Consider the following 13,765-nt stretch of genomic DNA (forward strand, 5'->3'; position numbering starts at 1 on the left):
TGTTCTGCTCAGCTCTTTCACAAAAGAAGACGCACTCAAATAAGCGTAAGGCTTAAAAAAATTTTTTTAAGTAAAAATGCTAACCAGCGTATTTATATTGTGCTTTGAGGTGGATCACCATCATGGCCGCTGTTAACCACAGCGTGAGACGACTGCGTGTTCGAACGCCACTCGCTTCAATCCCGCAGTCTCGTAGGAGTTGCTTATTGATTCTTTCGATGTTTGTTCGTTGCTTCATGATTGTACGCCATTGTTTTGAATCTCGCGGAACCTCCGTAAAGAATCTGGGGTTATCATCGGTCTTTGTATAAACCGTTCGTCCATAAGGTGAGGAAGAACAAGGTTTCTCTAACGGACATTTGATGCACTTCTTCATTTTTGCTGGACAACGGAATTTTGCTCGACTGCGCTTTGTTTCACGCCCGTCGTACGTCATTTCGAGGCCACCCTCACAAATAGGAATACCGTTTGAATTGATTTCGACTTGTTTGTATGTAAACGTGCCTTCCTTTCGATTATTCAATGCGATAAAGGCTGGAATTTTCCATTCCTTCAGTAAATGATAGGTTTCATAGTTGTCAGATGCGGAATCAGATAAAAAACCTTTCATCTTGAATTCTGGACAAAGGTCACGAAACTCCGCTAGACCAATAAGCGCAGACACGCTATCGTGACGCTTGGCACTGACCATTCGTAAATACAGGGGTAAATCAAGTTTTCGTTCGGCATTATAAGTGGAGAGTAGATAGGCATTGTAGCCATAAAAGTAGCGTTCTTTTGAACTTTCCCAGCCCCATGTGGCATTAGGATCTGAATAACGTTTTGGGCAGTCGCACTGGAAGATTCCTTGTTTCCGACAATCGCAAACAACCGTGCCATAAGCAGATGCCCCAGTATAGACGCAGGTACCGTCTCCTGATACGTATAGCTCTGGATCAAGTAAGCCGTAACTAACAGAGGTATCGATACTAACAAGCTTAAAGAGCTTTTGTAAGAAGCGGTCGGGTCGATACAAGGTGAAGGTTCCTTTGCGTGCAATGTCGGCCATGCGTTGCGTCCAAGTTTTCTTAGACTCAGGCATCTTTTCGTTTTTCTTATATTTTTCTGTTGGCTTTTGCGCGCGTTTCTTTCTTAAAATCGATTTTTCATTCGTCGGCATTAAGCGACGACTAAGCTCATAAAAAGAAGGTAGTGTTGGAATCGACTCTTTATCGATACCAATGATTACGCGATACACGATGCGATTATTTAGTCGATACAAAGCGGTCTCCCAAGAAATTTTCTCATAGGCACATAGAATCATTGTGCGCAAAATTTCGATTTGAACGAGGGCTGGACGCCCAGTATGAGAATAAAGTGAAGCAAGCAGTTCATGTGCTGCATCAAAATTTAGGTGTCGAAACAGTTCAATCGTCTCCTGGTATTCACCCTTTGCTTCTGGAGTGACGTGAGGGAGTAATCTTTCTTGTGTGGAGAGATAGTCTAGGTGTGTTTGAAGTTGTTTTAACATAAAAAGTCCTACTTTCAGTGAGATACAGGGGTTTAGGTCTGTTCTCGCTGATTATGTAGGCGATTAAAAAAAGTCAAGCAATACCCCTTGGATTTCAAAGAAACATTTGAGGGGAGTTAAAAAAAGTGGGGGGGAATTCTTTTCGTTGAGAATTTGGAACCCACGAACAATGAGCATCTAGAGTTTCCTAGATGACTTAACTAGCTAATAAGACTCATATAGGAAGTTAATTTACTTTAGCTTACAAATGAAGAGAACGAAGAAGCTGATGAAACTGCTGAGCCGCAAGAAACAGCACTTGCGAAACCCCCACTTGTAGCCAAGAAGCCTCCCATAGAAAACTCGGCAACTCCATCCAATTCTAACTGTTCTTCCATAATTGCTCATAATGGGGAAATAATGCTCTGCCATATTCAGAAATTGATAGGGCTTCGAGGTTATTTATTTTTGTTTAAATAGATTCTCCGTACTTTCCAATCAAGAATTCACCCTACTTTATCTTATTACTTAGATTTTCTACATCAGAAGGCGCCTTCTAATGTAGATAGTGGAAAAAAGTATGAGGATAGATATAGATTCTATTCTTTACATCACTACTGATAAAAAATCAAAACTATCACAAATTTTCTCTTGTTGCTTTTACAGAATGAAGGTAAACTAAAGACACATAGACGGGATTGGGCAATAAATACGCCCCATAAAATAACTTGTGTTTCCCCAAAAAAATTAATGCTCGTCTGTATATGGATGAAACTGAATATGATTATACGTGTTACTTTATAGAAATAGTTTTACTTAACCTATTTAAAATGACTCAAATTTACTTAGCTGCGTATTTATTGGGAACGATGCTAGAAACAGCGATAATGAATGGCGCCTATATTTTACTGAGACATCACGCAGGAGGTTGGCATGCACGAACCTCAATAGGCTGTTCTATATTTGGAATTGTCACATTTGTTGGGATTCCTCGGTTACTACAAGAATCAGCACTAGTTATTCCAGGGTGGTCCCTGACTGTTCTATCGATTTGCTGTCTAGTTGGTGTTTTATTCTATGCTCCTGCCGACACAGAAAAAAATCCATTAATCAATGCTGAGCATAGAAAAAGAAAAGCTATACTATCCTTCATCACTGTGATAACTATGCTCTCTCTATCATTTTTATTGTTAACCAATTATTTCCAAATATTAATAATCTTAGGACTTTCGTTAGAAACACTCTTAATAAGTCCCCTCTATTATAAATTAACCAAAAGGAGCTATAACAATTATGAAAACTATCAAAAAGTATTATAGAATCAATAAATTACATATGTTTATTAGGTCTTTAGTTATACTATCTATCCTATTAGTAGCTACTGAAGCCTCATGCTCTTTATTTGCCTATGAACCTGTACATCCAAGAATGAAAGTACAATAGATATATGAGCCCTATAGTGTATTCAATAGCACAAAGCTTATCTATAATATTTATTTACAAAATGTTATCTAATTTCAATGTGTGTAAGCATTATATATTACTAGCCCCTATAATTATTTTTATTAGCTATTCAATATTTGATTACTTTTTATACCTACCGACTATCCTATACTTGATGTTTATCGGTAGAAAAGAAAAAACAAGCAAAAATATCTTGTTTTTCTATAGTATCTACTCAATATTTTCTTTCTCTTTATTTAGTTATTTAGTCAATATATCTATCAACTATCTTTTTGGACAATCATATTACATAGAGAACCTTATACTTTTTGATTTAGTTATCAGTACTAGCTTTCCGATTTTATGTAATTGGCTAATTTTCCAAGCAATCAGACCAAATTTAAAATTTTTACAAATGTATGGGGAAGAACTTAGTCAAAAGTTCTTACTAGTTATTAACATTATTCTATTTGCCTGTTGTACGATTCAATTTACGAGCTACTGGTTGGAAGTAAACATCTTTCATAACGGAGTAAACCCATTGCGAGGTTATATGGTTCTTATTTTTATAATAACTATCATTTCATTACTCCGTTATATCGACAATAAGATTAAAGCCTGGGATCAAGCTCAAATCCAACAATTAAAAGATGCTCAGCTAACCGACTTATCTAGCTATGTTGAACAGGTTGAAGCCATGTACAACGAGCTTCGGAGCTTCCGCCATGATTACCGCAATATTTTGATTAGTTTGAATGAAAGTGTTCAAACACAGGATACAACAATTATCAAGGAAACCTACGAACAAATATTAAACGATGAAGGTCTAAAATTACAGGATGAACACCACTCTTTGGCTAAGTTGAATTTATTAAAAACCTTACCTGTAAAAAGTGTTTTTTCTTCCCATGTAATAAAAGCTTGGGAGAGCGGTATCGCTGTAAATTTAGAGATTCAACAGACTATCGCTGACGAAAATATAGATACCTTGGATTACGTTCGGATTGTAGCAATATTACTAGACAACGCAATTGAAGCAGCTCTAGAATCAACACAGCCCTTAATGAACATTGTCTATCTAAAAAATGAGGAGACTAATGACGTTCAGCTCATTATCGAAAACTCTATTGTTGAGAAAGAAATCAATCTCCATAGAATATTCGAAAAAGGTTATTCCACTAAAGGACAAAAAAGAGGCCTTGGCTTAAATACCGTCCAAACCATTTTAAAAAGTTCGCATCAGGTTTCTTTACATACAGAATATAACCGACAATTATTTCGCCAAACATTGATTATTAAGGGGGAGACACAATGAATATCTTTTTATTAGAAGATGATGTTTTACAGCAACAGCGGCTCGAACGAATTCTTAAACATGTGATTGCAGAAAACAAATGGAATGTTTCCTCTTTTGTTGTTACTTCAAAACCGGAGTATCTTTTAAAAAAAGCACGGGAAACTGTAGGAAATAATATCTATTTCTTGGATATCGAGATTCATAACAACAGGCATAGAGGATTGGAATTAGCAAAAGAAATCCGCTCATTCGACTTCAATGGTGTTCTTTCATTCGTTACCACTCATTCCGAGTTTGCACCGATTACCTACGCCTACGAAGTTTATGCTTTTGATTTCATTGATAAAGAATGGGAAAATGGAAAAATTGCCCAGCACGTCGAAAAAGCCGTCAGTCAATCGAATCGTATAGGTGAAGCAGACAATCGCAAAATATTCTTTTTTGAAAATCAACATACAACCTTTCAAGTACCCTTCTCAGATATCTATTATTTTGAGACGACAGAAATATCCCATAAGCTTCGTCTCGTTTGTAAACGTAGGCTTGTAGATTTCTATGCAAATTTAAGTGAAATTAAAAAAATGGATGAGTATCTGTTTCAAACACATCGCTCATTTGTTGTTAATCTACAAAATATCAGTGAGGTAAGTCGCTCTGATGGAATCGTTCATTTTAGTAATGATTATTCATGTATGGTCGCACACCGAAAGATAAAACCATTACTCTCAAAAATGTATGAACTGAATCTAAGCCCTGCGATTGAACCTTAATTTTGAAATCCTGTCATTTATTCGGATGCTAAGAGCCAGAAACATAACTAAAAAAAGGGCTCTATAATATTTGGTGTTGTTACTCAAAAAATGAGTAGGAACTCCAAATTTTTTTATAACAAAAAGCATTTGGTTCCTCTATAATTAAGTCGCCTAAACAAAATATAGAAGGAGAAACCAAATGCCTATAACTAAGATTAACAGAAAAAAACAGGAAAAGACAAGTGAATTGATAAAAAAATTATTAAATATAAAAGATCCAAACCTTTACTTTGTAGAGGACCCCTTATCTAAAGAAACGATCTCCGGCAAGCTATCCAACGTCTTTACCGGTGTACTTACTTATACACCTTCTTGTTGCCCTGCTTGCGGCTCTGTCAATGAAGGACACTGTATTATTCGTCATGCGTATTATGAGAGTCTTATTCAGCTCATTCCGTATCAAGAGGTTCCTACCTACTTACGGTTATTTAAGCAGCGCTTCCGTTGTAAACAATGTACCGCCACTTTTTCTGCCCAGACGACCTATGTTCAGGAAAATTGTTACATTTCGAACCCATTGAAATTCGCTATTGCCATTGATTTGAAGCGGAAAATTTCAATGAAAGATATTGGCGAACGCTATTTTGTCTCTTTTAAAACGGTTGAACGAGTTCTAGACTCTTTTCATAGAGAACCCCGTTTTAACCCTCATTACTTGCCAGCTCATTTATTGATTGACGAGTTTAAAGGAACGAAAGATTGTGAAGGAGCCATGTGTTTTATTGTCAGTGACGCAGATACAGGACAAATTTTTGACATTTTAAGCGACCGAAGAAACTTCAAGCTACGTGCGTATTTTCAGCGTTTTACGCTAAAGGCACGAAAGAAAGTCACCCATATTGTCATGGACATGAATGCTTCTTATAGTAGCTTTGTAAAAGATGTATTTCCTTACGCCAAAATTTCGATTGATCGATTTCATGTGATTCAACAACTGAGTAGAGCTTTTAATAAACAACGAATTCAAACAATGAATCAACTAAAAAAAAGTGATGCCCTTGCCCAAAAGGACTATCGCAAGTTAAAAAAATATTGGCGGACTCTTTTAAAGAAACATAAAAATATCAACTACAGTGCGCTCAAGCAGTTTCCCCTCTTTCAAAAGAGATATGTAACAGAATCAGAGGTTTTGGACCATCTCCTAACCGTGGATTCTGACCTCAGAGAAAGCTATGAAATTTATCAAGAACTCTTAGAAACCTTTGAAACTAAGGATTATGAGGGCTTCTTTACTTGTATCGACCAACTTCCTGCGCAATTGAATAAAGGATTCAAGAAAGCCATTCTCTACCTGCGAAAGCATCGAAAAGCCATTTGTAATGCCTTGATGTACAGCTATTCTAACGGGAAACTAGAAGGAAAAAACAACCTAATCAAAGTAATCAAACGTATTGCCTTTGGATTCCGAACATTTCGCCATCTACGCCTGCGGATTCTAGTCCAACAAGGTCTCTGTGAACTCATTTAAAAAACAAAAAGAGAACACCAAAAGTGTTCTCAATTCTGTGACTTATTTTTAAAACAACACCATTTGACAAAGTGCCAAAAAAAGTTATGTCTCTGGCTCTTTATGGTTCTATAATCTTACCTACATCTGATTTTTGGCAAAAAAAAATGACACCGCGACTTCCATTTTCTAAACGTTATAAATAACGCCAATGGAAATCCGATGTCGTGGGTTTGGCACCCAATGGGGGCATAGGGGCTCGAACCCTAGACCCACAGATTAAGAGTCTGTTGCTCTACCAACTGAGCTATACCCCCAGAAAAAATTAATTTGTGGATATGGAGACTTTATAAAAATAAAGAACCAACTCTCACGTTTGTAATTTAATCACTCAGTTATTCTAACACTTTCAAAAATCAAATGCAATCATCTTCTGTAGTTTTTTCAAAAAAGGCCGTTTTATTTATAGTCCCACGCTTCAAATTCCTCATTATTAGCTATTTTCAGCGATTAATTCGCAGGTACACGTACTCATTTTTGTACCTGCGAACGCTGTGATTATTTCAAGAACTCGGTTAACTCTTTTGAATACCCTAGACTTAATGTTTGCATCGCCCGTGAAACGGCGGTATAGAGAATCCGTTTATCCCGATCAGAATGGTAATTACTTTCAGATACGTCATACAAAAAGACATGGTCAAACTCCAAGCCCTTAGAAAGGCTAATTGGGTAAACCTCAATCTTCTTCTCAGCCAGCGCCTTCTTTAAAAGTTTGGTTAGATGATTGGCCTCATCTATCGTTTTGGTGATAATCGTTAACTTTCCTTCAACATGAGAGATTCGTTCCTGAATGAGTTGAGGAAAAGTTTGTTCATTCGTCCATTCATAAACTTGTGGTTCTTCTCCATTTGGTCGAACTGGAACAATCTCCATTTCTTCGGCAGACTGCAGACTCAACTTTTTAAAGACCTTTGTGATTGCCCCACTTGAACGATAACTGTTCAATAAATGATACGTATAGATTGGTTTTTTATACTCCTCAAAGGCTTCCACAATAGCCGAAAATGAAATGGAGGAATTAAAAATTGATTGATTTTCATCTCCAACGAGTGTGAATTGACTACTAGGAAATAGCTCGATTAATAACTGTATTTGTGCAGGCGTATAATCTTGCACTTCATCAACTAACACAAAACGGGTCTTTGGAAGATCGAGCTTTTCTATAAAACAATTTTGGATGTACAACATAATAATCGCTTCATCTAGCGTATACTCACTCTGATTAGTGTAGTAAGTTTCATTTTTAAACTGTTTGTATAGTCTCAAAAAAAATTCTTCTTTATCTAACCAATCGATTTGTTGAATAGATTTCGTTATCTTTCTGTACGTTCTTTTTAAGAGTTTATGACCGTATGCGACAATACTTTTTTCTGAGTCATCTGAAATTAAGCCACCAAAATAGGCTGTTTGTTGTTCTTCTGACAAAGATAAAATTTGATTTTGCGTCTCTTCATTTTTGGCTTGGCGTAATAACCGTATCTCCCAGTACTCCGCTAACAGTTTTTTTGTTGCCTGGATTCGTTCGATGAGGGATGCTTCACTAGGTGTCTTTTGATAACATTCCTTTATTCGCTCTTTTGAAATGATGACCTTTCCTTTTTTGACAATATCCTTTAAAGGAAGTTCATCTAGTCGCATCGTTTGACTTTTATTTTTGAGAAAAGTGATAAACTCCTTGCTGCGTAAAACAGTAGTTTGCTCATTAACCGTTTCTGAGCTAACTCGACTAAAGTAGGTAGCCTCATCTTCAATCGCCTCTTCTAGGAACTGCTGCGCAAATTGGACAATAGTCTGGTTTCTAGGATTTTTTTCACCTAGAGAAGGCAGAACATCACTAATATACTGAATAAATTTGTTATTAGGCGACAGAATTAAAATATCCTCTGAGGTAATTTCCTGCCGTAATGAATACAGCAGATAAGCGATTCGTTGCATGATAGTTGAAGTTTTCCCACTTCCAGCCACACCATTCACTAAAATACTATGAGTAGCGGTGTCTCTAATAATCGTATTTTGTTCCTTTTGAATGGTTGAAGTAATATCTTGCATTTGTTTTGTCGAATTTTGTTCCAAAGCTGCTAAAAGAACATCATCTTGAATCGCAATGGATGTATCAAAAAAGCGAATCAAGTTATCCCTCTCTATCAGAAACTGACGCCGCTTCAAAATCTCCACTTCAATCCTCACCTGATTAGCTTGGTAACTAGACGGCCCAATCATGTTGTTATAAAATAGCTCCGCAATAGGCGACCGCCAATCATAAATGCGGTTTTCGCCTACCTCATTCGCAAAATTGTGAATTCCAATATAGAAATCCTCTTCCGGTTCAGAATCCAAAAAATCGACTGAAACCTTCCCAAAATACGGCGTTTCTAACAGTCGTTTGACTTTTTGCAATTGTAAATCTGCTGATTGCACTTTGATATTCATCTGATCAATCTCACGGTTTTTCATCTCGATCATCGAAAATGTATCTAGATTATCAAGAACACTGTCAAAATTAAGACGAATATCTCCTGACATCTCGCTTAATGCTGAAATGCCTTCCTCCTTTGCCCGTTTTAATAGTTGTGTTAATTGTTCTTTTGCTTCAATTAACTCGCCATACGTTTGTTGCAGATACTGTTTTTCTCGTGTGTTGACCATACACATTCTCCTCGTAAAATAAATAGTATTGCTCAAGCATTTTACGCCAATTATGTCGATTTTTCAATATAAATGATTGGGAAAAATCAACTTAAAAAACTGCTTTCTTTTAGTCAACCAATTTTTCAAGAAAAATAAAGAAACTAAGTCTCCAGTTTTTGACACGTGGTCATCTCATCTGAAGCACTCATTTTCTCTATTGATTTTTTATGTACTAAGAGTAAGAATTAGCGTTTGAACTCATAGCGTTTGATATTCCATAAAGCGATTGCTAGAAAGACAACCCCTGATAATGCAAGAATAGCCAACGGAACCAACGTCTCATATTGAACACCCATAGTAATACCCAACTCTTCTTTGACAGTGGCGACCATTTGCTCATTGTCTGAAGTGAAGACATTTTCTGTAAGGACTTTTCTAATTAACACAACACCACTTGTAAGAGGAAAATAGGTAACAACTAGCTGTGCCGTTTCAGGTAAACTACCGATTGGAACATAACACCCTGTCAGAAACCCTAATAATGGACCAATGGTTGAAGTCATTGTCGAAAAAGTATCTATTCTGCGAAAAAAACTTGCAACAAAAAACATAAATGCAGAGGAACAAAAAATCGTAAATAGACAAGATACGCCTAACATTCCCCATTGTTTTACACTCAAAAGTACGCCACCTGATAAGAAAACGATATAACATTCAGCAACTATCACTACTGCGAAGGTAATCAATAATGAAACCAAGAAGGTACTTAAAAAATAACCCATCATGATGCTTCTTTTTTGAATTGGTGAAATCATAAAATCTATCGTCATTATCCATGAATGATCCATTCTTCTGCTCTTTCATTTTAGAAGCTTTTACCCCTCTATAGCAAAAAAGAAATAACTGTCCACTCTCTGCGAGTAATCAGTTATTTCTTTTTCAGTCAAGCCTATTAGGGGCCATTAAAGGAGGACATCTGGAATCTTTAGCTCAAGTAATTCCTGCTGATTTCTTTCAGTTATTTTTTCCAGCTGGCAACCAAATCTGAATTTTTTTTAATCCACTCTTTTGCAGCCACTTCTGGATTCTTTTTATTATTAATTTGGAGCATCACTTCCTCCATATCATCCTTCGTCCAGTTGAAATTATCTAATAAATGATAGACTTCTGGCTGATCGTCTTTTAGATTCTTTCTGGCAATCGTATGAATCGTTTCCTCATCACCCATTCCACCTTTAGGATCTTCTAGATATTTAAGGTCATATTTGGCAAACATCCAATGCGGGGACCACCCAGTGATTACGATCTCCTCTTTATTTTTAATCGCCTGACCTAACGCCACAGTCATTGCACCTGAAGACGAGGTATCAACCTTCCAATCACTCAAATTCGAGTAGGTCTTTACTGTGTTTTCGGCCGCATTGACCACGCCCGCTCCTGGCTCGATGCCGGTAATTGTTTTTTCTGCTTCCTCTGTTAATTCATCAATTGAATTCACATCCATATAAGAAGGAACAACAAGCCCAACCTTCGCGCCTGTCAAGTTTTCACCCAAATCCTCCACTTGTTCTTTATACTGCGCGTATTGAGAGCCGTGTGTATTTGGTAACCATGCAGACACCATTCCATCCATCTCGCCTTTTGAAATGGACTCCCACATAATCGCATTGTCCAGTGGTGTCACATTGACCTTGTAGCCCATTTCTCTTAAAACTTCTGCAACAACATTGGTTGAAGCAACCTCAGTGTCCCATTCAACATACGCCAAATTGATTTCTTTCTGATTTTTTTCATTACCGGTGAAGGCACTCAAACCCATTCCTGCCAGAAGAATCGCTGCAACACTTGCTACTGTTAACCATTTCTTTTTTTTAGAACCGTTTTTTGAAGCTGCCGTTTTAGGTTTGTTTAGATGTTGAGTGAACCGATCAACAATAATTGCCAAAATAACCAGTGCGACCCCGTTAACAAACCCATTCCCGACCTGCGCACGTTGTAAGGCGGAAAGAACGCCCCGTCCCAATCCTGGTGCACCAATCATTGAAGCAATAACGACCATTGATAAAGAAAGCATTGTCGTTTGATTAATCCCAGCTAAAATCGTATTTTTAGCTAGAGGTAATTCTAGTTTGAAAAGTTTTTGCCAAGCCGTTCCGCCAAATGAATCTGACGCTTCTACTAACTCTTTAGGCACTTGACGAATCCCTAAATTAGTAAAACGAACGGTCGGTGGCAATGCAAAAATCACTGAGGCAAAAACCCCAGGAACCATACCAATTCCGAAAAAGGCGACTGCCGGAATCAGATAAACAAATCCTGGCATAGTTTGCATAAAATCAAGAATCGGTGTAATAATACTTTGAGCCTTGCTACTTTTAGCCATGATAATGCCCAGTGGTACGCCGACAACAATCGAAACCACACTAGAAATCAAGACCAATGTAACGGTACTCATTAAGTCCGTCCACAACCCTTGATTATAAATGAAAAGTAATCCGACAAACGTAAAAATCGTTAGTCCAAAGCGTTTTTGAGTAATTAAAAACGCAATTAGTGTCAATACGAGGATAAACAGAATTGGCGGAATTTGCACCAAACCGTTCGTAATACTATCCATCAATGATTGTCCGCCGCGTTGAATTAAGGAGAATAAGCCAGAAAAGCTATTAGTCACCCATTCAGTAATTCTCTCGACCCAATCAGCTACCGGTAATTGATTCGTTAATAGATTATTCATTCTCACTCACCTCACTCGTTTCTGCTAATGCTTCTAGTACACTCCCTCGAATAATCACTCCTTGAAGGCGCCCATTTTCAACAACAGCAAGTGGGGTAGGCGAATCAAAAATAATCGTAAACATATCATTAACCAGCATTTCTTTATCCACCGTTGTAATCGTTGCATCGACAAATTCACTTAACGGTCGCTGCGTTTTTCTTGCTTCAAGTGCACGTTCTGCTGTGATGTACCCTTTCAGCTCACGTCTCTTATTGACAACCATCAACATACTAACTTCCTCTTTACGCATTCGATTGAGTGCGACAGTCGGTCCGTCAATATCAATATTGGTTGTTAACGCTGGAACCATAATATTTTGGGCAGTTAACACCTTCGAACGATCGACATCCTCTACGAACTCACGAACATAGTCATTGGCAGGGTTAGTCAGAATCTCTTCTCCCGTCCCAATTTGCATAATTTCGCCATCCTTCATCAACGCAATTCGATCACCAATTCGTAAGGCTTCATTCAAATCATGAGTAATGAATATAATGGTTTTTTGAACCGTTGCTTGTAGGTCAATTAATTCATCCTGCATCTCACGGCGAATCAGTGGGTCTAATGCTGAGAAGGCTTCATCCATTAAGAGAATCTCTGGATTATTCGCTAATGCTCGTGCTAACCCGACACGTTGCTGCATGCCTCCTGATAATTGGTTGGGAAATTGATCTTTAAACGAAATTAGCCCTGAATTTTCTAAGGCTTGTTCCGCTTTTTTCTGACGTTCTTCTTTGGGAATTCCTCGAACTTCTAGTCCATACTCTGTGTTCTCCAAAATAGTTCGATGAGGAAATAGGCCAAAATTCTGAAATACCATGCTCATCTTATGACGGCGCACTTCACGGAGACCTTCTTTACTTAACTTAGCAATATCCTGTCCATCGATGTAAATATCTCCTGAAGTCGGTTCAATCAATCGGTTTAATAGACGAATCAAGGTAGACTTCCCGCTACCTGATAGGCCCATAATCACGAATATCTCGCCTTCATTCACTTCAAAATTCACATCATACACACCGACAGTAGCGCCTGTTTTTGCCAGAATCTCCGTCTTAGGACGTTGATCTTTCATCATCGCTAACGCTGTCTGTGCCTTCTTACCAAATACTTTTGTTAAATGATTAACTTTTACTTTTATCAAAAAAAAACTCCTTTTTCACGCTTTTTTCATTTTCTTTTCTGAAAACAAAGTGACTACACTAGATTAACATGGTGTAGTCACTTTGTCAAAAAGAAGGTTTCGCTAATATTTCTCTTTAATTAGTAAAAAAAGAGGCCGCTCATCACCATGAATAAGCTGCCTCTTATATTCTGTTATTCTGTCCAACTCTTTTTAACTAGGTTTACTTTTTTCCCACAACTAATTCTTTAAAATTTCTTTAAGCGAGTTTGAGGAGGCTGGGACATGGGACATAACTCAAAAAGTTATGCCCATGCTCCTATTTCCCGAATAAACGGTGAGCACAGAAGCAACTCCTTCGGAAATAAGCTGAAATTCACAAAAATTTGAAGAGCAATTTTCGTGGATTCCCTCTTATTTCTCGGAGTAAAACACTTCTGTCCCAACCTCAGCCTCTATTCCATCTTTTTATTAAGTTTTTTCCAAAAGATAGCAAAGGAAATCATAGATATGGGCAAATTTATGCCCAGTAAAAATATAGCTAGAGGTATTAAAAACCAACTTAAAGCCCCCGTTATTTCGTTAGGCAGAATAAAAACAAATCCTATTATCAAAAGAATTAACAATAAATTCAAATACAGCAAAACTTGACTAATAAAAAAAAGCTTCATTTTCTCTCCTTCAGTT

10 protein-coding genes and 1 tRNA gene are annotated in these 13,765 nt (G+C 37.4%); 4 read left to right on the forward strand and 7 right to left on the reverse strand.

The genetic code is table 11. The features are described from left to right. Positions 1–79: 79 nt before the first annotated feature. The gene (locus IGI37_RS13825) at positions 80–1,510 is read right to left on the reverse strand and encodes a transposase (RefSeq protein WP_438761152.1); all 1,431 of its coding nucleotides are present in this window, start codon (positions 1,508–1,510) and stop codon (positions 80–82) included. A 236-nt stretch (positions 1,511–1,746) separates the two neighbouring features. Then, complete coding sequence (locus tag IGI37_RS13830) at positions 1,747–1,887, reverse strand: thiocillin family RiPP (protein ID WP_438762644.1); 141 nt, start codon at positions 1,885–1,887, stop codon at positions 1,747–1,749. A 366-nt stretch (positions 1,888–2,253) separates the two neighbouring features. Between IGI37_RS13830 and IGI37_RS13835 the strand changes: the two genes are divergently transcribed. The 4 genes from IGI37_RS13835 (at position 2,254) to IGI37_RS13850 (ending at position 6,509) form a co-directional block, all read left to right on the forward strand. After that, positions 2,254–2,808 carry an accessory gene regulator AgrB gene (locus IGI37_RS13835; RefSeq protein ID WP_438762646.1) on the forward strand — a complete coding sequence of 185 codons (555 nt, stop codon included), beginning with the start codon at positions 2,254–2,256 and terminating at the stop codon, positions 2,806–2,808. Positions 2,809–3,473: 665 nt separating this feature from the next. After that, a complete protein-coding gene (locus IGI37_RS13840; protein ID WP_438762648.1) occupies positions 3,474–4,247 on the forward strand; it encodes a GHKL domain-containing protein in 774 nt (257 codons plus the stop codon). Further along, the gene (locus IGI37_RS13845) at positions 4,244–4,999 is read left to right on the forward strand and encodes a response regulator transcription factor (RefSeq protein WP_438762650.1); all 756 of its coding nucleotides are present in this window, start codon (positions 4,244–4,246) and stop codon (positions 4,997–4,999) included. The genes IGI37_RS13840 and IGI37_RS13845 overlap by 4 nt, the downstream gene beginning before the upstream one ends. A gap of 181 nt (positions 5,000–5,180) precedes the next feature. Then, positions 5,181–6,509: an ISL3 family transposase gene (locus tag IGI37_RS13850; RefSeq protein ID WP_438759476.1), complete on the forward strand. Its 1,329-nt coding sequence runs from the start codon at positions 5,181–5,183 to the stop codon at positions 6,507–6,509. A 223-nt stretch (positions 6,510–6,732) separates the two neighbouring features. Here IGI37_RS13850 and IGI37_RS13855 read toward each other — a convergent pair. The 5 genes from IGI37_RS13855 to IGI37_RS13875 all read right to left on the reverse strand — a co-directional run bounded on the left by IGI37_RS13855 (position 6,733) and on the right by IGI37_RS13875 (position 13,099). After that, positions 6,733–6,805: transfer RNA gene (locus IGI37_RS13855), tRNA-Lys, on the reverse strand. A gap of 241 nt (positions 6,806–7,046) precedes the next feature. Further along, on the reverse strand, positions 7,047–9,194 hold the full coding sequence (locus IGI37_RS13860; RefSeq protein WP_438762652.1) for a HelD family protein: 2,148 nt from the start codon (positions 9,192–9,194) through the stop codon (positions 7,047–7,049). Between the two features lie 227 nt (positions 9,195–9,421). Then, a complete protein-coding gene (locus tag IGI37_RS13865; RefSeq protein WP_438762654.1) occupies positions 9,422–10,024 on the reverse strand; it encodes an ABC transporter permease in 603 nt (200 codons plus the stop codon). A gap of 170 nt (positions 10,025–10,194) precedes the next feature. Continuing rightward, positions 10,195–11,913 (reverse strand): ABC transporter permease/substrate binding protein, encoded by a 1,719-nt coding sequence (locus IGI37_RS13870; RefSeq protein WP_438762656.1) that lies wholly within the window; start codon positions 11,911–11,913, stop codon positions 10,195–10,197. Further along, on the reverse strand, positions 11,906–13,099 hold the full coding sequence (locus IGI37_RS13875; protein ID WP_438762658.1) for a quaternary amine ABC transporter ATP-binding protein: 1,194 nt from the start codon (positions 13,097–13,099) through the stop codon (positions 11,906–11,908). The genes IGI37_RS13870 and IGI37_RS13875 overlap by 8 nt, the downstream gene beginning before the upstream one ends. Positions 13,100–13,765 lie beyond the last annotated feature (666 nt).

Source organism: Enterococcus sp. AZ194, assembly GCF_051713825.1.
Taxonomy (GTDB): Bacteria; Bacillota; Bacilli; order Lactobacillales; family Enterococcaceae; genus Enterococcus_K.